At 72.8% G+C, this 23,535-nt stretch carries 17 protein-coding genes; 13 read left to right on the forward strand and 4 right to left on the reverse strand.

What is annotated here, in order from left to right; translation table 11 throughout:
* Nucleotides 1–95 precede the first annotated feature (95 nt).
* Nucleotides 96–2,891 (reverse strand): lysylphosphatidylglycerol synthase domain-containing protein, encoded by a 2,796-nt coding sequence (locus ABZ642_RS04290; protein WP_360476821.1) that lies wholly within the window; start codon nt 2,889–2,891, stop codon nt 96–98.
* 161 nt (nt 2,892–3,052) lie between these two features.
* Here ABZ642_RS04290 and ABZ642_RS04295 point away from each other — a divergent pair, with 161 nt between their 5' ends.
* From ABZ642_RS04295 to ABZ642_RS04320, 6 genes are all read left to right on the forward strand, one after another.
* A complete protein-coding gene (locus ABZ642_RS04295) occupies nt 3,053–3,439 on the forward strand; it encodes an MGMT family protein (RefSeq protein ID WP_360476823.1) in 387 nt (128 codons plus the stop codon).
* Nucleotides 3,440–3,705: 266 nt separating this feature from the next.
* Nucleotides 3,706–7,053 carry an ATP-dependent DNA helicase gene (locus ABZ642_RS04300; protein ID WP_360476826.1) on the forward strand — a complete coding sequence of 1,116 codons (3,348 nt, stop codon included), beginning with the start codon at nt 3,706–3,708 and terminating at the stop codon, nt 7,051–7,053.
* A gap of 51 nt (nt 7,054–7,104) precedes the next feature.
* Complete coding sequence (locus tag ABZ642_RS04305) at nt 7,105–10,710, forward strand: UvrD-helicase domain-containing protein (RefSeq protein WP_360476829.1); 3,606 nt, start codon at nt 7,105–7,107, stop codon at nt 10,708–10,710.
* Nucleotides 10,711–10,720: 10 nt separating this feature from the next.
* A complete protein-coding gene (locus ABZ642_RS04310; protein WP_360476832.1) occupies nt 10,721–12,124 on the forward strand; it encodes a dipeptidase in 1,404 nt (467 codons plus the stop codon).
* Nucleotides 12,125–12,279: 155 nt separating this feature from the next.
* The gene (gene nudC, locus ABZ642_RS04315) at nt 12,280–13,224 is read left to right on the forward strand and encodes an NAD(+) diphosphatase (RefSeq protein ID WP_360476835.1); all 945 of its coding nucleotides are present in this window, start codon (nt 12,280–12,282) and stop codon (nt 13,222–13,224) included.
* 16 nt (nt 13,225–13,240) lie between these two features.
* A complete protein-coding gene (locus ABZ642_RS04320; protein ID WP_360476838.1) occupies nt 13,241–13,873 on the forward strand; it encodes a class I SAM-dependent methyltransferase in 633 nt (210 codons plus the stop codon).
* Nucleotides 13,874–13,937: 64 nt separating this feature from the next.
* On the opposite strand, the gene ABZ642_RS04325 is transcribed toward ABZ642_RS04320, so the two are convergent.
* Nucleotides 13,938–14,180 (reverse strand): mycoredoxin, encoded by a 243-nt coding sequence (locus ABZ642_RS04325; protein WP_360476841.1) that lies wholly within the window; start codon nt 14,178–14,180, stop codon nt 13,938–13,940.
* A gap of 176 nt (nt 14,181–14,356) precedes the next feature.
* On the opposite strand from ABZ642_RS04325, the gene ABZ642_RS04330 reads away from it, so the two are divergent.
* The 5 genes from ABZ642_RS04330 (at nt 14,357) to ABZ642_RS04350 (ending at nt 18,246) form a co-directional block, all read left to right on the forward strand.
* A complete protein-coding gene (locus ABZ642_RS04330) occupies nt 14,357–16,552 on the forward strand; it encodes an ATP-dependent DNA helicase UvrD2 (RefSeq protein WP_360476844.1) in 2,196 nt (731 codons plus the stop codon).
* A gap of 163 nt (nt 16,553–16,715) precedes the next feature.
* The gene (locus tag ABZ642_RS04335) at nt 16,716–17,030 is read left to right on the forward strand and encodes a hypothetical protein (protein WP_360476847.1); all 315 of its coding nucleotides are present in this window, start codon (nt 16,716–16,718) and stop codon (nt 17,028–17,030) included.
* Nucleotides 17,031–17,206: 176 nt separating this feature from the next.
* The gene (locus tag ABZ642_RS04340; RefSeq protein WP_055610526.1) at nt 17,207–17,575 is read left to right on the forward strand and encodes a WhiB family transcriptional regulator; all 369 of its coding nucleotides are present in this window, start codon (nt 17,207–17,209) and stop codon (nt 17,573–17,575) included.
* Nucleotides 17,572–17,898 carry a hypothetical protein gene (locus tag ABZ642_RS04345; RefSeq protein ID WP_360476851.1) on the forward strand — a complete coding sequence of 109 codons (327 nt, stop codon included), beginning with the start codon at nt 17,572–17,574 and terminating at the stop codon, nt 17,896–17,898. The genes ABZ642_RS04340 and ABZ642_RS04345 overlap by 4 nt, the downstream gene beginning before the upstream one ends.
* A 135-nt stretch (nt 17,899–18,033) precedes the next feature.
* Entirely contained in the window at nt 18,034–18,246 is a 213-nt protein-coding gene (locus tag ABZ642_RS04350; RefSeq protein ID WP_360476854.1) for a hypothetical protein, read from the forward strand.
* 17 nt (nt 18,247–18,263) lie between these two features.
* Here ABZ642_RS04350 and ABZ642_RS04355 read toward each other — a convergent pair whose 3' ends face one another.
* Together ABZ642_RS04355 and ABZ642_RS04360 are read right to left on the reverse strand one after the other, a co-directional pair.
* The gene (locus ABZ642_RS04355) at nt 18,264–19,697 is read right to left on the reverse strand and encodes an AarF/ABC1/UbiB kinase family protein (RefSeq protein WP_360476858.1); all 1,434 of its coding nucleotides are present in this window, start codon (nt 19,695–19,697) and stop codon (nt 18,264–18,266) included.
* On the reverse strand, nt 19,690–20,895 hold the full coding sequence (locus tag ABZ642_RS04360; protein WP_360476861.1) for a ThiF family adenylyltransferase: 1,206 nt from the start codon (nt 20,893–20,895) through the stop codon (nt 19,690–19,692). Before ABZ642_RS04360 ends, ABZ642_RS04355 begins: the two co-directional genes overlap by 8 nt.
* A 247-nt stretch (nt 20,896–21,142) precedes the next feature.
* Between ABZ642_RS04360 and ABZ642_RS04365 the strand changes: the two genes are divergently transcribed.
* Nucleotides 21,143–21,739 (forward strand): M48 family metallopeptidase, encoded by a 597-nt coding sequence (locus tag ABZ642_RS04365; RefSeq protein WP_360476864.1) that lies wholly within the window; start codon nt 21,143–21,145, stop codon nt 21,737–21,739.
* A 137-nt stretch (nt 21,740–21,876) separates the two neighbouring features.
* The gene (locus tag ABZ642_RS04370; protein WP_360476867.1) at nt 21,877–23,535 is read left to right on the forward strand and encodes a TerD family protein; all 1,659 of its coding nucleotides are present in this window, start codon (nt 21,877–21,879) and stop codon (nt 23,533–23,535) included.

Here is a 23,535-nt window from a genome sequence, read left to right on the forward strand (position 1 = left end):
GCGGGGCGCGAGCCGTACGAGGTACGACCCCGGTACGCCCGTGGCGCATCCCGTGCGAGCCGGAGCGTCTCGTCCCCCCGGCGCCGTCGCCGTGGTTAGAGCGCTCCCTTGCGGGACAGGTGGTTGAAGGCCAGCCAGCCGGGCAGGACCGGCAGCCACAGGGTCAGCAGCCGGTACAGCAGGACGGCGGGGGCAGCGACCTCCTTGGGGAGGCCGACGGCGATCAGGCCGACGGTCAGGGTCGCCTCGACCGCGCCGACTCCGCCCGGGGTCGGCGCCGCGGAGCCGAGCGCGTTTCCGGCGAGGAAGACGACGGCGACGCTGGCGATGCTGAGCGAGGTGCCCTCGTCGCCGAACGCGCGGATGGAGGCGTCCAGGCACATCACGAAGCAGGCGGTGAGCAGCAGCATGCCGCCGATGCCGGTGACGAGCTTCTGCGGCCGCTGCAGCACGTCCAGCATGCGCGGTACGACGCCCGCGAAAAGCGACCGCACGCGCGTGGAGACGAATTTCCGCAGGAACGGCACCGAGGTCACCACGAGGACCAGTACGGCGACGGTCAGCAGGCCCGCGATGACGGTGCGGGACGGCGACAGCGACGGGGTCTTCTCGGTGCCGGTCAGGTAGCCGAAGGAGAGCAGCATCAGGATGTGACAGCCGAGTCCGAACAGCTGCGAGGCGCCGACGCTCGCCACCGCGAGGCCGGGGCGCACACCGGCGCGCTGCAGGAAACGGGTGTTGAGGGCGACACCGCCGACCGCCGCGGGCGCCACGATCTTCACGAACGACCCGGCGACCTGCGCCGCCACGGTCCGCACGAACGGCACCCGCTCGGGCACGAAGCCGAGCAGTGCCATCGCGGCGGCGACGTAGCTGACCGCCGAGAACAGCACCGCGGCGATCACCCAGCCCCACTGGGCGTTCACGATCAGGGGGCCGAACTCGATGTGGGTGAGCTGGGTCAGCAGGTAGTACGCGCCGATCGCGCCGGCGATGAGGCTGATCAGCGTGCGCGGCCGCACCCGCTCCAGGCGGGCCGGCTCGACGGGCGCCTGCGGCCTGATCTTCAGCACCTGGTGCCGGATCTGGGTGAGCAGGTCCTCCTCGCGGGCCTCTTCCAGCGCGTCGTCCAGGGCCCGCTTCTCGGCCCGCTGCTCGGCGCGCACCGTCTTCTTGTCGGGCTTCCCGGCCTCCTCCGCGCGGGCCTGCTTGGCCTGCCGGGACGCCTCCAGGACCGCGTCGCGTTCGCGCTGGGCACGCTCTCTGGCCAGTCTTCGCAGCGTCGCGCGCGTGGAGCGGGTGAGCGCGATCGGCTGGAGCATCGGCAGACAGTCGGCGACGGCGTCGGGCCCGAGGACGCCCACCGCCGAGGCCACCGCCCGCTCGGCGCCGACCCGCAGACCGAGCGTGGCGACCAGTTGGGCGACGTCCATGCGCAGCAGCAGCTCGCCGGCCGCGATCTCGCCGCCGCGCAGATCCGTGAGGATCACCTGGCCGGAACGATCCACCAGGATGGCGTCACCCGCGAGTCTGCGGTGCGCGATCCGGCGCGACTGCAGGGCCTGTACCTGGTGCCAGGTGTTGTGCAGCAGTTCGTCGGTGATCTCCTCGTCGGCCAGCGAGTCGAGGGTGCGGCCGCCGGTGTGTTCGTAGACGAGCATCACGGCGTCCGGGCCCAGCTCGGAGGTGGCGATCAGCTTGGGCGCGTTGGCGCCGGCCGCGATCGCCGCGTACGCCAGCAGCGCCTCTTGCTCCAGGGCCTGGCGCAGCGACTGGAGGCTGGAGCGGGTGGCGAAGCCGCGCAGCGTCAGGTTGCGCCACGCGCGGTAGAAGAAGCCCTGGGCCTGCTGTTCCCGGTCCACGACCGTGACGTCCAGCGGCGGGCCGTCCTCCAGGGTGACGAAGTAGCGCCGGCCGCGGTCGCCGTTCTCGGTGTCCATGGCCTCCTCGCGGGCCGCGCCGACCGGGTGGAAGCCGACGTGCCGCAGCCCCGCCAGCAGGGTCCGGCCGGTGGGGCGGACGTTGGGGGAGCCGACCGCGTAGAGCGTGCCGTAGGCGACGGTCCAGCCGATCAGCACCGTGAGGATGATCGAGAACGGTGTCGTGTAGCCGGTGACGAGCATGGAGAACGCGTCGAGCATCAGCACGATCCACAGGACCGCACGCCATCTCGGGCGCCGGGACATGCCGACGGCCGTCATATAGGCGATGACGGGCGCGAGATAGCCGTGCACCGGGTCGGTGAGGGCGTGGATGTCCCCGGGGGAGGGCTGGGTGAGCGCCTCCTGGATCGAGCCCGGGGCGGCCCGGGCCACCCACAGGTCGGTGGCGAGGGTCACACCGTGGGCGAGGACGGCCGCGAGCACGCCGTCGGCGATGCGCAGCCCGTCCCGCTTGATCAGCCGCTCGATGGCGAACGCGACCGGCACCAGCAGGATCGCGATGCTGGAGGCCAGCCCCGCGATCTTGATCAGCAGGTCGGGGGCCTGTCCGGTGCCCTTGTTGATGTCCTGTTCGAGCCCGGAGGTGGTGCCGTGCGCGAACGCGGCGATGCCGAGCAGCACGGCGATGGCGAGTACGCCGACCAGAAGACGCATGAGGTCGGAGGGGCGGTGCACGCGCGCGGGGAGCAGCGGTTCGTCGCCCTCCACCTCGTCCGTGTGGATCTCGTCCGGCACGTGTTCCGCCTCGGAGGCGTCGGGGGCGGCGTCGGGTCCGACGGTGGGGGGCGGGTGTCCGGCGTCCGGCTCCACGACCTCCGCGCGCGCGGGTTCCGAAGGTTCGGTGCCGGATTCGGCCGCGTCCGGGCGTGCGGCGGCGTCAGAGGTGCCCGCCGCTCCGTCGGGGTGCACGCCCTGCTGCTCGGTCGTCTCTTCTTGATCTCGTATCACCAGTCACCGCCCGCACGATGGTGGCATGCCCCACCGACACACGAGGGCATCAGGGTGCAGATGCGGGGGCGCACAGTCTGCCCCAAGCGCCGCCCGGGGGCGAGACGGAGACCTGACGTGGACCGCGCGGGTTGTCGGTGGGGTGCGGCAGGATGGGGCGAATGAGCGAGCAGAGCCTTCCCGAGGGCACCCGAGAGGGGTACGCGGACGAACTGCCCGAGTACGCCGAGCGGGTCCTGGAGGTCGCCGAGCGGATCCCGCCCGGGCGCGTGATGACGTACGGCGACGTCGCGGAGTGGCTGGAGGAGGGAGGGCCGCGCCAGGTGGGGCGGGTGATGTCCCTCTACGGCGGCTCCGTCCCCTGGTGGCGGGTGGTACGCGCCGACGGGGTCCTGCTGCCGGGGCACGAGCTGAGCGCCCTGGACCACTACCGCGCGGAGGGCACCGCGCTGAAGGAGGCGAGCAGGGCCGCGGAGGATCATCGGCCGCGGCTCGACATGAAGCGGGCGCGGTGGGACGGCGACGCGGACTCGGGGGCTCACACTTGACAGCTTCCGCCATCCGAGGCCCTCGGGGGGAGCCAGTGGCCCGTTCGAGGGACACCCGGGACGTCCGTGGCATGACGTACGTTCGTGGGATGTGGGGCGCGCGTGCCACGAGTGCCGCCCGAGGCGGATGGGAAGAAGCGGAAGCTCTGCTTCCGTCCGGTTCGGCGGCGTAGCGTCGGCTGCGCGGGTCCCGCTCACCCCACGGCCACCGCACTGCCCGCGCGACCGCGAGCCAACCAGCACACCCACCAGGACCGGCGAACCACGTGAGCTCCTCATCCTCCACCAGGCGCCTGTCGCACCTCCAGGTGCGACAGGGGACCCGTGGCGCTTACCGACTGGTGCGGACCCCGCCCGCCGACACGGATCCCCCTCCTCTGGACGCCGCACAGCGCGCCGTGGTTGACCACGCGGCCGGCCCGCTGCTCGTGCTCGCGGGTCCCGGCACCGGGAAGACCACCACCCTCGTGGAATCGGTGGCCGCGCGGATCGCCCGCGGCGGGGACCCCGAGCGGATCCTGGTGCTGACGTTCAGCCGCAAGGCCGCCGTCGAACTGCGCGACCGCATGGCCCTGCGCGTCGGCGCGGCCCGCGCCCCCCGGGCGACCACCTTCCACTCGTACTGCTACGCCCTGATCCGCGCCCACCAGGACAGCGGCTTGTTCGTCGACCCGCTGCGGCTGCTCTCCGGCCCCGAGCAGGACGTCACCGTCCGCGAGCTGCTGGCCGGCCAGGCCGAGCTGGAGCGGCTCGGGCTCGACCCGGTGCGCTGGCCCGACGAACTGCGCGCCTGCCTGACCACCCGGGGTTTCGCCGACGAGGTCCGCGCGGTGCTCGCCCGCAGCCGCGAACTGGGCCTCGACCCCGCCGCCCTGGACGCCTTCGCCCGCCGTATCGGCCGCCCCGACTGGCGGGCCGCGGCCGCCTTCCTGGCCGAGTACCTCGACGTCCTCGACCTCCAGGGCGTCCTCGACTACGCCGAACTCGTGCACCGCGCGGTGCTGCTCACCCAGCGCCCCGAGGTCGCCCTGGACCTGGCCGGCCGCTACGACGCCGTGTACGTCGACGAGTACCAGGACACCGACCCAGCCCAGGTGCGGTTGCTGCACGCCCTGGCCGGCGGCGGCCGCACGCTGGTCGCGTTCGGCGACCCGGACCAGTCGATCTACACGTTCCGGGGCGCCGACGTGAACGGCATCCTGGACTTCCCGTCCGCCTTCGCGCGCGTGGACGGCCGGCCCGCCCCGGTCGAGGTACTGCGCACCTCCCGCCGCTCCGGCGCCGCCCTGCTGGCCGCCACCCGCCTGCTGACCCAGCGGATGCCGCTGACCAGGCTGCCCGCCGAGAAGGTGCGCGCCCACCGCGAACTGGCCGCCGCGCGGGACGGCGGAACCGTCGAGGTCTACACGTACCCGACGCCCGGCACCGAGCTGGACAACGTCGCCGACATCCTGCGGCGCGCGCACCTGGAGGACGGCGTGCGCTGGAGCGACATGGCCGTCCTGGTGCGCGCCGGGTCCAGCACCATCCCGACGGTCCGCCGCGCCCTCACCGCGGCCGGCGTACCCCTGGACATCGACGGCGACGACGTGCCACTGCGCCACGAACCGGCGGTGGCACCCCTGCTGACGGCGCTCCGGGCGGTGGCGCAGGCGGAAGCGGCACACCAGGGTGCGGGCACCGACGAGGCGAGCCCCGGCGGGGACGAGGGCACCGCAGCCGCAGCCGCAGCAGCCCCCTGCTGGCTGGGCACCGAGACCGCGCTCACCCTGCTCACCTCCCCTCTGGCCGGCATGGACGCGGCCGACCTGCGCCGCCTCGGCCGCGCTCTGCGCGACGAGGAACGGGCGGCCGGCAACGCGCTGCCGCCGCCCTCGGACGACCTGCTCGCCCGAGCCCTCGCCGAACCCGAGCGCCTGGCCGTCCACGATCCCGGGTACGCGCGCGGGGCGCAGCGGCTCGGCGCACTGCTCGGGAAGGCCCGGGAGCGCCTGGCCGGCGGCGGTACGGCCGAGGAGGCGCTGTGGGACCTGTGGAACGGCACACCCTGGCCCTCGCGCCTGGAGCGCGCCGCGCGGCGCGGCGGCGCGGCCGGCCGCAACGCCGACCGTGACCTGGACGCCGTGTGCGCGCTGTTCGCCACCGCCGCCCGCGCGGAGGAGCGCAGCGGCGGCCGGGGCGCGCTGAACTTCCTGGCCGAGATCGAGGCCGAGGACATCGCCGCCGACACCCTCGCCGGGCGCGCGGTACGCCCCGACGCCGTCCGCCTGCTGACCGCGCACCGCTCCAAGGGCCTGGAGTGGCGCCTGGTCGTCGTCGCCGGCGTCCAGGAGGGCCTGTGGCCCGACCTGCGCCGCCGCGGCTCGCTGCTGGAGGCCGACCGGATCGGCCGCGACGGCCTGGCCGAACCGCTCACTCCGGGCGCGCTCCTCGCCGAGGAGCGCCGCCTGTTCTACGTCGCCGCCACGCGCGCCCGCGAACGCCTCGTCGTCACCGCCGTGAAGGCCCCCGCGGACGACGGCGACCAGCCCTCCCGGTTCCTCACCGAACTGGGCGCCGAACCCCAGGACGTCACCGGACGGCCCCGCCGCCCGCTCTCCGTGGCCGCCCTGGTCGCCGAACTGCGCGCGACCACGGTCGACCCGCGCGCGTCCGACACGCTGCGGGAGGCCGCCGCCCGGCGGCTGGCCCGGCTGGCCGCGCTCGCCGACGACGACGGCCGCCCCCTGGTGCCCTCCGCCCACCCCTACCGCTGGTGGGGCATGTTCGAGCCGACCGAGAGCAAGGTGCCGCTGCGCGACCGCGACCAGCCCGTCGTGCTCTCCGGCAGCGCCCTCGACCAGCTCGCCAACACCTGCAGCCTGCAGTGGTTCCTGGGCCGCGAGGTCAAGGCCGACGCGCCCGCCACCACCGCCCAGGGCTTCGGCAACGTCGTGCACGTCCTGGCCGACGAGGTCGCCTCCGGACGCACCCCCGCCGACCTCGCGGTCCTCATGGAGCGCCTGGAGTCGGTGTGGAACGCGCTCGCCTTCGACGCCCCCTGGAAGTCGGCCCAGGAGAAGGACAACGCGCGCGTGGCGCTCGAACGCTTCCTGAAGTGGCACGTCCTGGACCGCACCGCCCGCACCCCCGTGGCCAGCGAGCAGGACTTCGACGTCAGCCTCGAAGCGGGCGACTACGAGGTGCGCATCCGCGGCCAGATGGACCGCGTGGAGACGGACGGCGAGGGCCGGGCCTACGTGGTCGACTTCAAGACCGGCAAGCAGGCCCCGAGCGCCGCCGAGGTGGCCCGGCATCCGCAGCTCGCCGTCTACCAGCTCGCGGTCCGCGAGGGCGCCGTGGACGAGGCCTTCGACGGCGTACGCCCCGAGGCCGGCGGCGCCGAACTGGTCCACCTCCGGCAGGGCGCCGCCCGGCGCGACGGAGGCGAGACCCTGCCCAGGGTGCAGGCCCAGGAGCCGCTGGAGGGGGAGTGGGTCGGCGACCTGCTGGCCACCGCCGCCGGCAAGGTCCTCGACGAACGGTTCACGCCGACCACCGGCCAGCACTGCACGCACTGCGCCTTCCGGGCGTCGTGCAGCGCGCGGCCGGAGGGGCGTCACGTGGTCGAGTGACGTACGACGCCCGTCCCACGGTTGTCAGTGGTCACCGTTAGCCTCGACGGCATGCCCGCCCGCATCACCGACCCCGAGCAGCTCAAAGAGCTCCTCGGCATCCCGTTCACCCCGGAGCAGACGGCCTGCATCACCGCGCCGCCCGCCCCGCAGGTGATCGTGGCCGGAGCCGGGTCGGGCAAGACGACGGTGATGGCGGCCCGCGTGGTCTGGCTGGTCGGCACCGGACAGGTGGCCCCCGAACAGGTCCTCGGGCTGACCTTCACCAACAAGGCGGCCGGTGAACTCGCCGAACGCGTCCGCAAGGCACTCGTCAGGGCGGGCGTCACGGACCCCGATGTCATCGACCCGGACAACCCGCCCGGCGAGCCGGTCATCTCGACGTACCACGCCTTCGCGGGCCGGCTGCTGACCGACCACGGCCTGCGCATCGGCCTGGAGCCGTCCTCCCGGCTGCTCGCCGACGCCACCCGCTTCCAGCTCGCCGCCCGGGTGCTGCGCGAGGCACCCGGTCCCTATCCGGCCCTCACCCGCTCCTTCGCCGACCTGGTCGGCGACCTGCTCACCCTCGACTCCGAACTCGCCGAGCACCTGGTTCGCCCCGAGGACCTGCGGGCCTGGGACGCCGGACTGCTGAACACCCTCGCGGGCGCCAAGCTCGGCAACGCCGACCTGCGCAAGGTCCCCGAGACGGCCGCCGCCCGCCGCGAACTGGCCGAACTCGTCCTGCGCTACCGCACCGCCAAGCGCGAGCGGGACCTGCTCGACTTCGGCGACCAGATCGCGCTGTCCGCGGCGCTGGCCCGTATCCCCGAGGTGGGCCGGCTGCTGCGCGACGAGTTCCGGGTCGTACTCCTCGACGAGTACCAGGACACCTCGGTGGCCCAGCGGGTGCTCCTCGCGGGCCTGTTCGGCGGCGGCACCGGCCATCCCGTGACCGCCGTCGGCGACCCCTGCCAGGCCATCTACGGCTGGCGCGGTGCCTCCGTCGCCAACCTGGACGACTTCCCCGAGCACTTCGCGCACGCCGACGGCAGCCCCGCCACCCGCCAGGCGCTCAGCGAGAACCGCCGCAGCGGCGGCCGCCTCCTCGACCTCGCCAACGGCCTCGCCGAGCCGCTGCGCGCCATGCACGCGGGCGTGGCGGCCCTGCGCCCGGCCCCGGGCGCCGAACTCGACGGCACGGTCCGCTGCGCCCTGTTGCGCACCCACGCCGACGAGATGGACTGGATCGCCGACTCCGTCGCCCACCTCGTCCGCACCGGCACGGCACCCGGCGAGATCGCGGTCCTGTGCCGTACGGCGACCGACTTCGCGGAGATCCAGGGCGCCCTCGTCGCGCGGGACGTCCCCGTCGAGGTGGTCGGCCTCTCCGGGCTGCTGCACCTGCCCGAGGTGGCCGATCTCGTCGCCGTCTGCGAGGTCCTCCAGGACCCCGGAGCCAACGCCTCCCTGGTCCGGCTGCTGACCGGCCCGCGCTGGCGCATCGGCCCCCGAGACCTCGCCCTCCTGGGCCGCCGCGCCCGGCTGCTGGTGTCCCACGCGCGCGTGGGTGACGCCGACGACCCGGACCGCAGGCTCGCCGAGGCCGTCGAGGGGGTCGACCCGGCCGAGGTGATATCGCTCGCGGACGCCCTGGACACCTTCCTGGAGCTGCCGCTCGACACCCAGCGCCAGGACGACGGCCTGCCGTTCTCGCCGGACGCGCGCGTGCGCTTCGCCCGCCTGGCCACCGAACTGCGCGAGCTGCGCCGCTCCCTGTCCGACCCGCTGATGGACGTCCTGCACCGCGTCCTCGCGGTCACCGGCCTGGAGGTGGAGCTGTCCGCCTCCCCGCACGCGCTGGCCGCCCGCCGCCGCGAGACGCTGTCCAACTTCCTGGACGTCGCCGCCTCCTTCGCGGCCGGCGACCAGGAGGCGACCCTGCTCGCCTTCCTCGGTTTCCTGCGCACCGCCGCCCAGTACGAGAAGGGCCTCGACAACGCCTTGCCCGGCGGCGAGAACACCGTCAAGGTGCTGACCGCGCACAGGTCCAAGGGCCTGGAGTGGGATGTCGTCGTCGTCCCCGGCCTGGTCAAGGGCACCTTCCCGAGCAGCCAGGGCCGCGAGAAGTGGACGGCCCAGGCCAAGGTGCTCCCGCACGCCCTGCGCGGTGACACCGACACCCTGCCGGACGTCGAGGCCTGGGACTCGCGGGGCATGAAGGCCTTCCACGAGGCCATGAAGGACCACCAGCACACCGAGGAGCTCCGCCTCGGCTACGTCACCTTCACCCGCCCCCGCTCCCTGCTCCTCGGCTCCGGCCACTGGTGGGGCCCCAGCCAGAAGAGACCGCGCGGCCCCTCCGACTTCCTCCAGGCCCTGTACGACCACTGCGCCACCGGACACGGCGAGATCGAGGCCTGGGCCGACGAACCGGAGGAGGACGAGGAGAACCCGGCCCTGCACACGGCAGGCGCCGACCAGGTGTGGCCGCTGCCCCTCGACGAGGCCGCCCTGGCCCGCCGCCGCGCGGCCGCCGAGACCGTCCTCGCCCACCTGGACGCGCTCACGGCAGGGCAGCACGGCCACCCGGCGGCCGATCACGACCCCGCCAGCCACGAGGACCCGGAGTGGCCCTCGCCACCCGACGACGACGAGCCCGACCCCTACGAGGACGACTACGAGGACGACTTCCCGGACGAGGACTCCGCCGACTGGGAATCCCTGAGCGCCGACCGCCCCACGGTCCCGCACCAGGCGACGCCCGCCGAGCGCACGCCTCGCCGCACACCGGAGCACGCGCGCCGACCGGAACCCGAGCACGGGTGGGGCCCGGAACCCGAGCACGCACGCGTCCCGGCACCCGAGCACGCACGGGTGGCGGAGGCCCAGCACGCGCGGGTGGCCGAGTCCGAACACGCGCGCGCCCCGGAGCGCACCCTCCTCACTCCCGAGGAGGCCCGCGCCATCGCGTCCTGGGACCGCGACCTCGACGCCCTCACCGGCGAGCTGCTGCGCGCCCGCCGGAGCGTCACCGACGTGCCCCTGCCGGCCGCGCTCTCCGCCACCCAGCTGATGCGGCTGGCCGAGGACCCGGACGGGCTCGCGCAGGAACTCGCGCGCCCCATGCCACGCCCTCCACAACCGGCCGCACGCCGGGGCACCCGCTTCCACGCCTGGGTCGAGGCGCGCTTCGAAGAGCTCACCCTGCCCATGCTGGACCCCGACGAGCTGCCCGGGACCGACGCCGAGATCGCCGACGAACGCGACCTCGAAGCCCTCAAGGAGGCCTTCGAGCGCACCGAGTACGCCCATCGCACGCCCTATCGCGTGGAGGCCCCCTTCCAGCTCGCCCTCGCCGGGCGGGTCGTACGGGGCCGTATCGACGCCGTCTACCGGACCGGGCACGGCGACGAGGCGACGTACGAGATCGTCGACTGGAAGACCAGCCGCACCCGGGCCGCCGATCCGCTCCAGCTCGCGATCTACCGGATCGGCTGGGCGGAGCAGCAGGGCGTGCCGCCCGAGTCGGTCACCGCCGCGTTCGTCCACATCCGCACCGGTGAGGTCGAGCGACCGGAGGGTCTGCCGGACCGGCCCGCGCTGGAAAGACTGATCATCGGGCAAGCCGAGTGTGACGAACCGCCCGCCGAGGATGTCGGCGCGGGCCGATAGGCTCGTGACCATGAGCCAGACCCCGGACAGCGCTGTCCGTACGTACATCGAGCAGCACCGTGCCGCCTTCCTCGACGACCTCGCCGAGTGGCTGCGCATCCCCTCCGTGTCGGCCCAGCCCGAACACGCCGCCGATGTCCGCCGCAGCGCCGACTGGCTCGCCGCCGAACTCAAGGAGACCGGCTTCCCGACCGCCGAGGTCTGGGAGACACCGGGCGCCCCGGCCGTCTTCGCCGAATGGCCCGCGGGCGACCCCGAGGCGCCCACGGTCCTCGTCTACGGCCACCACGACGTCCAGCCCGCCGCCCGTGCGGACGGCTGGGACAGCGACCCCTTCGAGCCGGTCGTCCGGGAGAACCGCCTCTACGCGCGCGGGGCGGCCGACGACAAGGGCCAGGTGTTCTTTCACACACTCGGCGTCCGCGCCCACCTCGCCGCCACCGGCCGCACCGCACCCGCCGTCAACCTGAAGCTGCTGATCGAGGGCGAGGAGGAATCCGGCTCCCCGCACTTCCGGGCCCTCGTCGAGGAACACGCGGACCGGCTCGCCACGGACACCGTGATCGTCTCCGACACCGGCATGTGGTCCGAGGACACCCCCACGGTCTGCACCGGCATGCGCGGCCTCGTCGAGTGCGGGATCGTCCTGCACGGCCCCGACCAGGACATCCACTCCGGAGCCTTCGGCGGCGCCGTCCCCAACCCGGCCACCGTCGTGGCCCGCCTGGTCGCGGCGCTGCACGACGAGCACGCGCGCGTGGCGATCCCCGGCTTCTACGACGGCATCGTGGAACTCGGCGAACACGAGCGCCGGCTGTGGGCCGAGCTGCCGTTCGACGAGGAGGGCTGGCTGCGCGAAGCGCATTCGCACGCCACCGAGGGCGAGGCCGGGCACACCACCCTGGAGCGCATCTGGGCCCGCCCCACCGCCGAGGTCAACGGCATCGGCGGCGGCTACCAGGGCCCCGGCAGCAAGACGATCGTCCCGTCCTCGGCCATGGTCAAGCTGTCGTTCCGGCTGGTCGCCGGGCAGGAGCCCGACCACATCGAGAAGGCCGTCCGCGCCTGGGCCACCGAGCGGATCCCCGCCGGCATCCGCGCCGAGATCACCTTCCTGCCGGCCACCCGCCCCTGTCTGACCCCGCTCGACCACCCGGGCCTCCAGTCGCTGGCCCGCGCCATGGGCCGCGCCTTCGAGGGACCGGTCCGGTTCACACGTTCGGGTGGCTCCGGGCCGGCCGCGGACCTCCAGGACGTCCTCGGCGCACCCGTTCTCTTCCTGGGCATCTCCGTCCCCTCCGACGGCTGGCACGCCCCGAACGAGAAGGTTGAGCTGGACCTTCTCCTCAAGGGCGTCGAGACCAGCGCCTACCTGTGGGGTGACCTGGCCGAGAACTGGCGCCATGCCCCCTGACCGGTCCGCGCCGTCCGGAGCGGCACCGCGCGCGGGGCACACTGGAAGGGCCGCCCCGCCCGTCCCGTCCCCGCCCGAACCGGTCTCCTCCCGCCCTTCGTCCCGCTGAACCGCCCGCTGAAACATCCGTTGCACTGGGGGAGTTGGAAGCACCCGTGACCACCTGGACCGACCACACCGCCGACCGACCCATCTCGCTCACCGCCCCGAGCGGCATCGACCGCGCTGCCCACCACCGGCTCGACGAGGCCTGGCTCGCGGCGGCGTGGAGCCACCCCGACACTCGCAGCTTCGTGGTCTCCGGCGGCCAGGTCCTCATCGACGAGACGCCCGACGGCCGTACCGAACTCGTCATGACCCCCTCCTTCGAGGCTCCCCTCACCGAGGCGCACCGCTACTTCCTGGGCACCGACGAGGACGGCGTCAGCTACTTCGCGCTCCAGAAGGACGCCCTGCCCGGCCGTATCGACCAGTCCGCGCGCCCGGCCGGTCTGCGCGAGGCCGGACTGCTGCTCTCGCCGCGTGACGCGGGCCTGATGGTGCACGCGGTCGGCTTGGAGAACTGGCAGCGCACCCACCGCTTCTGCTCCCGCTGCGGCGAGCGCACGGTGATCGCCGCAGCCGGCCACATCCGCCGCTGCCCCGCCTGCGGCGCCGAGCACTACCCGCGCACCGACCCCGCCGTGATCATGGCCGTCACGGACGAGGACGACCGCATCCTGCTCGGCCGCCAGGTGCACTGGCCCGAGGGCCGCTTCTCCACGCTCGCGGGCTTCGTGGAGCCCGGCGAGTCCATCGAGCAGGCGGTGCGCCGCGAGGTCTTCGAGGAGGCCGGGATCACCGTCGGCCCCGTCGAGTACGTCGCCAGCCAGCCCTGGCCGTTCCCGTCCAGCCTGATGCTCGGCTTCATGGCCCGCGCGACCTCGACCGAGATCAACGTCGACGGCGACGAGATCCACGAGGCCCGCTGGTTCTCCCGCGACGAACTGGGCGCCGCCTTCGACTCCGGCGACGTCCTGCCGCCGTACGGGATCTCCATCGCGGCCCGCCTCATCGAGATGTGGTACGGCAAGCCGCTGCCGACGAGGAGTTTCGTCTGAGACGGCGACCCGGCTGATGCCCGACACCCACGACACCTACTGGAACCACAACGTCCACTACCACCCGGTGGTGCTGGACGCCGTGCCGCCCGGCTGCCGTGCCGCCCTGGACGTCGGCTGCGGTGACGGCCTGCTGGCCGCCAAGCTCGCGGCCAGGGCGGAGTCGGTGACCGGCGTGGACCGGTCACCGGAGATGATCCGGCTGGCGCACAAAAGGGACGGCACGGAGAACGTCACCTTCCTGGAGGGTGACTATCTCGACGGCGCGCTCCTCGACGAGGGGAGCTACGACTTCGTCAGCGCGGTCGCCGTCATCCACCACGCCCCGTTCGACGACGCGATCGAACGGCTGGTGGGGCTGCTCGCCCCCGGCGGCCGGCTGGTCATCATCGGCCTGGCCTACAACCGCACCCTCCTGGACTGGGTGATCAGCGGTTGCGGGGTCCCAGCGGCGCGGCTGACCGCGCGCAGGAACGGCGGCAAGCAGGGTCCGACCGATATGCCTGTCGAGGACCCGATCATGAACTGGAAGGAGGTCCGGCGGGCCGGCGCACACCTGCTCCCCGGACGCCGTTACCGGCGCCGGCTGCTGTGGCGCTACACCCTGGTGTGGGACAAGCCGGGCGACATGCGCGAAGGCGGCCCCTGAACGGATCAGGGACCGCCTTGTACGAACGCGGAGAACGCGCCGGTGCGGAGAACGCGAAGGAAGATTACGCGCTGATCTTCTGCTTGACCTGGGCCAGCGAGGGGTTCGTCAGCGTGGAACCGTCGCCGAAGAGCACGGTCGGGACCGTCTGGTTCCCGCCGTTCGCCTTCTCGACGAACGCGGCCGAATCCGGGTCCTGCTCGATGTTGATCTCGGTGTACGCGATGCCCTCGCGGTCCATCTGGCTCTTCAGCCGGCGGCAGTAGCCGCACCACGTGGTGCTGTACATCGTCACAGTGCCCTGCATCTCGCTCGCGCTCCTTCGGCAGGTCGGGAAGTTCGTCCAGGAGAGCAACGTACGCGGCCCGTCCGCCATTCCCACAGCACCGGCCCCGGGTGACGCCTGCCGCATTGGTACGACTGCGAGGGGCCGCCTGTGGACAACCGGCACAGCGGTCTCCGGCGACCTGGCAGCATGGCTGTGTGACAGCAGCAACGCACTCCTCCCTCTTCCCGCAGGTACCGGACTCTGCCGACGCGGTGCTCGAAGGGCTCGACCCCGAGCAGCGCGAGGTGGCGACCGCCCTGCACGGGCCGGTGTGCGTACTGGCCGGAGCCGGTACCGGCAAGACCCGGGCGATCACCCACCGGATCGCCTACGGGGTGCGGGCCGGCGTTCTCCAGCCGTCCAGCGTGCTCGCCGTGACCTTCACCAACCGTGCCGCCGGGGAGATGCGCGGACGGCTGCGCCAACTCGGCGCCCAGGGGGTGCAGGCCCGCACCTTCCACTCGGCCGCGCTGCGCCAGCTCCAGTTCTTCTGGCCGAAAGCGATCGGTGGCTCGCTGCCCCGGCTCGTCGACCGCAAGATCCAGCTGGTCGCCGACGCGGCCGCCGCCTGCCGCATCCGCCTCGACCGGGGCGAGCTGCGGGACGTCACCGCCGAGATCGAGTGGTCCAAGGTCACCCAGACCGTCCCCGCCGACTATCCGCCCGCCGTCGTGAAGGCCGGCCGCGAGGCGCCCCGTGACCCGGCCGAGATCGCCCAGATCTACTCGGTCTACGAGGACCTCAAGCGCGATCGCTCGGTCATCGACTTCGAGGACGTCCTGCTGCTCACCGTCGCCGTCCTGCAGGACCGGCACGACATCGCCGAGCAGGTCCGCGCCCAGTACCAGCACTTCGTCGTCGACGAGTACCAGGACGTCAGTCCGCTCCAGCAGCGCCTGCTGGAGCTGTGGCTCGGCGACCGCGACAGCCTGTGCGTCGTCGGCGACGCCAGCCAGACCATCTACTCGTTCACAGGAGCAACTCCCGACCATCTGCTCGACTTCCGCATCCGTCACCCCGGGGCCACCGTCGTCAAGCTGGTCCGCGACTACCGCTCCACCCCCCAGGTCGTCCACCTCGCCAACGGCCTGCTGGCTCAGGCCCATGGCCGCGCCGCAGACCACCGCCTGGAACTGATCTCCCAGCGCCCCGCGGGACCCGAGCCCGTCCACACCGAGTACACCGACGAGCCCGCCGAGGCCGAGGGCGCCGCCCGGCGTATCCGTGAGCTCGTCGACGCCGGGGTCCCGGCCGCCGAGATCGCCATTCTGTTCCGCACCAACTCCCAGTCCGAGATCTACGAGCAGGCCCTCGCCGACGCCGGCGTGCCCTACCAGTTGCGGGGCGCCGAGCGGTTCTTCGACCGGCCCGAGGTGCGCAAGGCGGGTGTCGCCCTGCGGGCCGCGGCCCGCTTCGGCGGCAATGACGCGCTGCTCGACGACACCGTCGACCTGCCCTCCCAGGTGCGCGCGGTCCTCTCCGGGGAGGGCTGGACCACCGCGCCGCCGGCCGGTTCCGGCGCGGTCCGCGAGCGCTGGGAGTCACTGGCCGCCCTGGTCAACCTGGCGCACGACGTGGCCGCCGCCCGGCCTGCCGCCACCCTCGCCGACTTCGTCACGGAACTCGACGAGCGGGCGGGCGCCCAGCACGCCCCGACCGTCCAGGGCGTCACCCTGGCCTCCCTGCACTCGGCGAAGGGCCTGGAGTGGGACGTCGTCTTCCTGGTCGGTGTCGCCGAGGGGATGATGCCGATCACCTATGCGAAGACCGACGAGCAGATCGAGGAGGAACGCCGTCTCCTCTATGTCGGCGTGACCCGCGCCAGAGAGCGGCTCCATGTCTCCTGGTCGCTCTCCCGTACCCCCGGCGGCCGCCCGAACCGTCGGCCCAGCCACTTCCTGGACGGGCTGCGCCCCGGCTCCACGGGCACCGTCGGCCGTGGCTCCGGCGCCGGTCCCGGAGGCGTCGAACGCGGTTTCACCGGCGGCCCCGTGGCCGCACCCAGGCGTACCCAGCGCACCCCCGCCCGCTGCCGGGTCTGCGGGCGCACCCTCACCGACGCCGGCGAGATGAAACTGATGCGCTGCGACAACTGCCCCTCCGACATGGACGAGGGCCTCTACGAGCGGCTGCGGGAGTGGCGCGCGGACCAGGCCCGGCTCAGCGGCCAGCCCGCCTTCTGCGTCTTCACCGACAGGACGCTGATGGCGATCGCGGAGAGCGCGCCCGACGACGACCGCGAGTTGGCTCGCATCCCCGGCGTCGGCATGCGCAAGCTCAACCGTTACGGCGCCGATGTTCTGGCCATCTGCGCAGGTCGGCAGCCCAGGGGAGCCGTTGAGGGTGACTGATGCCAACTCGTCGAAAAAATAGTTTGCGCATGCCCCAGCAATCCCCATAGGTTCTAGGCACGGAAGCGGCGGCCTTCTCGAAGGCCCGGTTCCGTGTTGTACTTGCATATCCGAGCGGACTGGCTCATCCCAGTCCCTTAGACGCCGAGAGGAGGCGAGTCCAGTGATCAGCATCAAGACCAACATCAGCGCGGCCAAAATGACCGATCTCTCGGCCGTCTCCGTGTGCATGCTCGGCGTCTCGAACCTGGGCACCGGTCTGTCCGGCATTCCTGCCGTGCGTCCGGCGTCCTCCGTTTCTCTCGCGGGTCTTCCCGTCCGTGAGCGCAATGAGCGACCGACTGAGGCACTGGAAGCAGTAGTGGCAGGGGCCCAGGCCTATGCCTTTACGGCAGCCGGTGCCGGAAGCCGGAAGCAGACGCAGCACCACCTGATGTGGGCCTTCCGTGGGCCAGAACCCTGGAGTGATCCAGCCTGAATCGATCAGGCCGGCGCCTTCAGGGCCGCGGAACCCCATCCGGGATCCGCGGCCCTTCTGTTTGTCCCCACCACAGGGACAGACGGGCGAAGGGGCCTCGGGACAAGAGCAGAACCCGGTACCAGCCGCCAACCGGTCCAACCCGACCGGCACGACCAGACGAGGAAGAACCAGCCGTGCAACTCGAAGCGCACGCCCCGTCCGTACCGCCTTCCGAAACGATCCCCCCGCCCGGCCTCACGGAGGACTCCACCTTGATCCCGCTCACCGCGCTCACCGCGCTCGACGACGCCATCGAGAACCTCGGCGTGCCCGTCCCCTGCCGTTCCTACGACCCGGAGGTCTTCTTCGCCGAGTCGCCGGCGGACGTCGAGTACGCCAAGTCCCTCTGCCGCACCTGCCCGCTGATCGAGGCCTGCCTCGCCGGTGCCAAGGAGCGGCGTGAGCCCTGGGGTGTCTGGGGTGGCGAGCTGTTCGTCCAGGGTGTCGTCGTCGCCCGCAAGCGGCCGCGTGGCCGCCCGCGCAAGAACCCGGTCTCGGCATGAACATCCAAGGAACGATCGACCGCCCCCTCACGCACGACCCCAAGAAGCAGGCCCCGATGAAGCCGTCCGCCAGCGAGCCCACCGGCTCCGCGATTCCAGACTTCACCCCCGCCGGTACGACCACCGGCTCGCGTCAGAACAGGACCCGCGAGATGCAACTCATTCCAGAAGCCCTGGCTCGTGCGCATATGCACGAGCGACTGCATGAGGCCGAGCAGGAGAGCCGGGCCGTGCGCCTGGCGACTGCTCGCCGGATGCAGCGCCGGGCCGAGCGCGCCTCGATGCGTGCCCGCCGCGCGCTCGCCATGGCCGTCATGCAGTGATCCCGAACACCTGAAGCGGTGGTCTCCCGGCTGAGGGAGACGAGACTTCCCGCGGGGGCCGGTCCGGCCGAACGGACCGGCCCCCGCGGTGCGTTGCGCCCGCGAATCCGTGCGCCGCGGCGTTATCGTCGCCGGGTGACGAGTCCTTCCGGAGGCAGTGATCACGGTGGCTCCGCCGCGGAGCCCCACCATCCGGTGTGCGCCCGCTGCGGCACCCCGGCCGACGGTCCCCAGCCCACCACCTGGACCTGCGCCATGGAGAACGGCGTCCGCCGGTTCTTCTGCGACACCTGCTCCAGGGAGAACCTCAGAGCGATCGAGGGCCGGCTCGACTCGTCCTGGTGGTGATCACGCCCCTGCCGCCCCTACTGCGCCTCCACGGCCGCCTCCGAGGCCTCCGCAACCTCGGCTTCCAGGACTTCCATGACTTCCGCGACGTCTTCCGCTTCCTCGGCTTCCTCGGCCTCTTCGAGTACGAACCCCGGCAGCCATGCCTCCAGTTCCTCTCGCAGCCGGACCGTCGCGCCCAGCTGGCAGAGCACGCCGATGGTGCTCAGGGTCACCCGGTGTATCAGCAGGTAGGCAGGCGGCAGGTTGAGCTGTTTGCCCAGCTGGTGGGCGGGGTTGCGGGGGTCGGCGATGCGGGCCGCCTGGCTGCGCATCCAGTTGCGGGTGAAGGTGAACTCCTCGACCTGGGCCGGTTCGATGATCGGCAGCAGATAGTCCAGGACGGCGTCGGGGTCCAGCTCTATGGAGTCCTTGACGAACCCCTCGGCGCGCAGCAGCTCGTAGACCGCCTCGGCGTCACCGTCCAGCGTCATCCGCAGGGAGTCGCCGATGGGGGCGGGCAGGCCGCCCGCGAGGCGGTCGACCGTGCCGAAGTCCAGCACGCCCAGCAGCCACTCCTCCTCGTCCTCCGGCCCACCGGGCAGCAGCCGGAAGTTGCCCGGGTGCGGGTCGGCGTGCAGCAGGCCGGTGCGGGCCGGGCCCGAGAACAGGAACCTGGCCAGGAGCTGACCGGCCCGGTCACGCTGCTCCTGGGAGCCCCCCGAGATGATCTCGGAGATCGGTATTCCGTCGATCCACTCCGTGACCAGGATCTGCTCGCACTGGTACACCACGGCGGGGACCACCACATCGGGGTCGTCCCCGAACTCCTCCGCGTGCGCCGACTGGGCCTGCGCCTCCAGGGCGTAGTCCAGCTCTTCGGAGACCCGGTCGCGCAGCTCCGCGATCAGTGGCTTGATGTCCATGCCCGGGATCAGCGGACCCAACAGGCGGGCGAAACGGCTCAGTTGCCCGAGATCGGAGAGCAGGGCCTCGCCGGCTCCCGGATACTGCACCTTGACCGCGACCACACGGCCGTCGTGCCACACCGCCCGGTGCACCTGCCCGATCGAGGCAGCCGCCGCGGGTTTCTCCTCGAATTCCAGGAACAGCTCCCGCCAGTCCTCGCCCAGGCGCTCGGCGAGCACCGCGTGCATGGTGCGGGTCGGCATCGGCGGTGCGGCGTCCTGGAGTCTGGTGAGGGCTGCCCGGTAGGGGCCGGCGATCTCCTCCGGGAGGGCGGACTCGAAGACGGACAGGGCCTGCCCGAACTTCATGGCCCCGCCTTTCAACTCTCCGAGAACCTTGAAAAGCTGCTCGGCCGTGCGCTGTTGCAGCTCGCGGCCGACGATCTCCGCGGACTCACCCACGATGCGCTTGCCCAGACCCCAGGTCGCCCGGCCGGCGAAGCCGAGCGGGAGCGCGGCGAGCTTGGCGGTCCGGGTGACCGCCTTCCGGGGAAGATCAGACATGCGCCCTCCAAGTCCCAGTCGGCCGCGCGGCGTCCGTGTGCTTTCGTCGCTCCGCCGACGGCCGTTGCACCACCATTGTCTCGTGCGGAGCTCCGTCGGTTGAGGAGTGTCCCCCCTTAGCTTTCTCCGCCGCTCCGCACGGGCATGCGCGATGCGGGTGGACCGGCCACGCATGCCAGTGCAGAGCCGGTGCGGACGCCTCCCAGCGCGCTCCGGTGCCGGACGGCGACTCCCCGTCGAGGAAGGCCAGGGCATGCGCGGCGGCCAGTCCTGCCGCGGCCGTCGCCAGCGTCAGATCGCAGGCTCCCACCCGGCGGGCCTGCCCGGACCGCCACTGGGCGATCAGGCGTGGCCAGGCCGGGTCCCGGTCCGAGCGGTGCTCGTGCAGACAGCCGGCGCAGCCGGTCCCGCCGGGCAGGACGAGCGGACCGACGACGCCCGTGCCCTCCACGACACCCGTGTAGAGGTGAGGTGTCCCGGAGGCCATGAGCGGCTCGGCGGCGCCCGCGTCCGGGGCGTGCACCAGGACGTCGTCGCGCGGGGCGATGATCACCAGGGAGAGGCCGGGTTCTTCCTCGGCCGGGTCCGGGCGGCGCGGCGGGCGGTCCGGGGCGGCCCGGCGGACGACCCTGCGGGCGGCCTCGTCCCGCCGCTCGCCGACCGCCTCCGCGGGCAGCCCGCCCGGCGCCACGTCCCACGGCTGGACGCGGCCCACGTCCCGCACGTCGACCTCGCCGACACCCGCGCCCGCCAGCAGCGCGGCCAGCGTGACACCGACCCGGCCGGCGCCCCGCACCTGCACCCGCAGGGCGCGCCGGGCCGCCAGCCGGCCGATCGCGCCGCCCGGCTCCGGTGTGATCAGGGACAGCGCCGCGAGATCGGGACCGAGCCGGTCCAGGACCTCCTGCTTCGCGCGCAGCGCCGCCGCGGCCGGCCCGCCGCCGCGCGCGTCGTCGACGAGCCCGGCCCGCGACAGCCGCTCCACCAGCGCGTCGACATGCCCGTCCGGCAGGTCCATGCGCCGCCCCTCGGCGCGCAGCAGCGCGATTCCGCGGGTGCCGTTGAGCAGGTCCAGGAAGCTGCCGGTCGCCGTGTCCATCGGCCCGAGTGTGATCGCGTGCGCCGGGGTCATCCCGAACTGCACGGTGTTGAGGTCACGCCAGCCGCGCCGGAGCGCGGGCTTCACCAGCGGATGCATGACAGTCCCCCGTAGCTGTCGAAAGGTCGGGGAAGATCCCCGTAGGTCGGGGAAGATCCCCGTCTGCCGGTGGAGCCGGTCACGCTCCGCCCGACGACTGCCAGCATGCCCGGCCCGCTCGCCGGGCGCCGAAAGTTGTCCACAGGCGGTGGGCATTCGTCGTACAAATCAAACGCATGGTGGGGGATCGGCAGCGAACCGTCCCGGACCCGGGACTTCTCCCGTGTGCAGCGGGTAACGTCGGGGCGTGCCCGCCGACCCACTGCACCGCGCCGGAAAGCCACAGCGCAGCATGACGAGCCAGCCGCCCAGCGGCTTGGGGGTGAGCGCGATCGAGGTTCGCAGAAGCGCCCGGCGCCGCCGGACGGTCTCCGCGTACCGCGAGGGCGATCGCACCGTCGTACTGATCCCCGCCCGGATGTCCGAGGCGGAGGAGAAACGCTGGGTCACCGTCATGCTCAACAAACTCGCCGCCCAGGAGAGCAAGCGAGTGCTGGGCGACGCCGAACTGGCCGAGCGCGCCGAGCGGCTGTCGGCCCAGTACTTCGACGGCCGGGCCCGCCCCGCCTCGGTGCGCTGGGTCACCAACCAGAACACCCGCTGGGGCTCCTGCACCCCCGCCGAGGGCAGCATCCGCCTCTCGCACCGGCTCCAGGGCATGCCCGAGTACGTCGTCGACTATGTGCTCTGCCATGAACTGGCACATCTGCTGGTGCCCGGGCACGGACCCGACTTCTGGCGGCTCCTGGAGGCGTATCCGCGCACCGAGCGGGCCAGGGGCTACCTCGAAGGGGTGGTCGCCGCCGACCGGCTGCCCCATGCGCCCGGCGTCCGGGACGAGTGACACGCCCCACGGACGCTCCCCTCGGGGCCGCTGAGCCCGGTTGTGTACCGGGTCTGTACCGACTTCCTCCGATGTCCGAGTTAGCCGTTAGCCTGGCGCGACGCACTCACATTCGGGATGGGGGACGGTCGTAGCGCATGGCCAGGGAATTCCAACGCGGCCACAAGGCCAGGATCAGTGACCTGACGGCGGGCACGGATCTGTACGTAGGCGTGCAGATCGCCGGGCCCGGACTGTCCTTCGACATCAGCTGCTTCGGCCTGGACGCCGACGAACGGCTGTCGGACGACCGGTACTTCGTCTTCTTCAACCAGCCGAAGTCCCCCGAGGAGTCCATCCAGCTGCTGGGTGCCCAGGCGGGCGACACGGAGTCCTTCCGGGTCACGCTGGACCGGGTCCCGCCGCGGATCCAGAAGCTGGCGTTCACGGCGACCCTCGACGGCGCCGGGCAGATGTCGCAGGTCGCGCCCGGATACATCCGGATCGTCGCGGGCGGCGAGGAGGTGGCCCGCTACTCCTTCGACGGCTCGGAGTTCTCCACCGAACGCGCCGTGATGCTGGGCGACTTCTACCTGAAGGACGTGTGGCGCTTCGCAGCCGTCGGTCAGGGCTTCGACGGCGGTCTGGAGGCGCTGCTGAAGAACTTCGGCGGCGAGGTGACGGAGGAGGAGGCGCCCGCCGCGCCCGAGCCGCAGCCGTCGCAGAGCGGACCCGCGCCCGGATTCGCGCCGCCCGCGTTCGCCGCCCCGGCCGCCCCGGCACCGACCCCGGCGCCCCCGGCGCCCGCTCCCGCACCCCAGGGCTTCACCCCGCCCCCGGCCCCCGGCCCCGCGCCGGTTCCGAACGTGCACGGCGCGCCCACCGTCATCGCCTCGCTGGCGCCGCCCGCCCCCGGCACAGTGCCGCCCCCGTCCCCGGCCCCCGCGCCCTACGGCCAGCCGCCCGCCCCGGGCGCGCCCATGCCGCCCGGCTACGGCCAGCCCCCGGCGACCCCGCAGGCCCCGCCCCCGCCGCCCGGCTACCCCCAGGCACCCCAGGCCCCGACCCCGCCCCCGGGCTACGGCCAGCAGCCGCCGTTCGGGCAGGTCCCCGGCCAGCAGACCTACGGAGTCCCGCAGGGCGCTCCCCAGGGCGGTGCCGGAGTGGGCGCGGCGCTCGAGAAGTTCAAGGAGACGCCCACCGGGCAGCGCTGGACGCAGCAGAACAAGAAGCTCGTCCGGGTCGACCTGGGCATGGGCGGCCAGCCGGTGCTGGCCCGGCAGGGCAGCATGGTGCTCTACCAGGGCAAGGTCGACTTCGGCTACAAGGGCGCCGGGTTCGCCGGCCGGATCGTGGGCAACGCCACCGGCCAGGAGATGCAGTTGATGCGCTGCACCGGCCACGGCCAGGTGTTCCTCGCCGAGAACTCCGCCCATCTGCACCCCATCGAGCTCCAGGGCGACGCGATCTGTGTCTCCGCCGAGAGCGTCCTCGCCTTCGACGAGAGCCTCCAGTACGAGGTCCGCCGGATCGAGGGCCACGGCATCCCCGGCGGCGCGCTGTTCACGATGCAGTTCCAGGGCACCGGCACGATCGTCGTCAAGACGCACGGCACGCCCGTCGTGCTGCCGGTGACGCCGACGACGTTCGCCGACTGCAACGCCGTGGTCGCCTGGTCGGCGGCCTCCCAGGTGATCGTCTCCAGCCAGGTCCGGATGCGCCGCAACGCCTACCCGGGCGACACCGGCGAGAGCGTCAACCTGCAGTTCCGGGGCGCCCCCGGCAACTTCATCGTGGTCCAGCCGTACGAGGTCTGA

This window comes from Streptomyces sp. NPDC007157 (assembly GCF_040634235.1).
Lineage (GTDB): Bacteria > Actinomycetota > Actinomycetes > Streptomycetales > Streptomycetaceae > Streptomyces.

Excerpts from the sequence above, each read along its gene's own strand:
- ABZ642_RS04295 (WP_360476823.1), top strand. The coding sequence starts at position 3,053 with ATGAGCGAGCAGAGCCTTCCCGAGGGCACCCGAGAGGGGTACGCGGAC.
- ABZ642_RS04305 (WP_360476829.1), top strand. The coding sequence starts at position 7,105 with ATGCCCGCCCGCATCACCGACCCCGAGCAGCTCAAAGAGCTCCTCGGC.
- ABZ642_RS04310 (WP_360476832.1), top strand. The coding sequence starts at position 10,721 with ATGAGCCAGACCCCGGACAGCGCTGTCCGTACGTACATCGAGCAGCAC.
- ABZ642_RS04320 (WP_360476838.1), top strand. The coding sequence starts at position 13,241 with ATGCCCGACACCCACGACACCTACTGGAACCACAACGTCCACTACCAC.
- ABZ642_RS04325 (WP_360476841.1), bottom strand. The coding sequence starts at position 14,180 with ATGCAGGGCACTGTGACGATGTACAGCACCACGTGGTGCGGCTACTGC.
- ABZ642_RS04345 (WP_360476851.1), top strand. The coding sequence starts at position 17,572 with ATGAACATCCAAGGAACGATCGACCGCCCCCTCACGCACGACCCCAAG.
- ABZ642_RS04355 (WP_360476858.1), bottom strand. The coding sequence starts at position 19,697 with ATGTCTGATCTTCCCCGGAAGGCGGTCACCCGGACCGCCAAGCTCGCC.
- ABZ642_RS04360 (WP_360476861.1), bottom strand. The coding sequence starts at position 20,895 with ATGCATCCGCTGGTGAAGCCCGCGCTCCGGCGCGGCTGGCGTGACCTC.
- ABZ642_RS04370 (WP_360476867.1), top strand. The coding sequence starts at position 21,877 with ATGGCCAGGGAATTCCAACGCGGCCACAAGGCCAGGATCAGTGACCTG.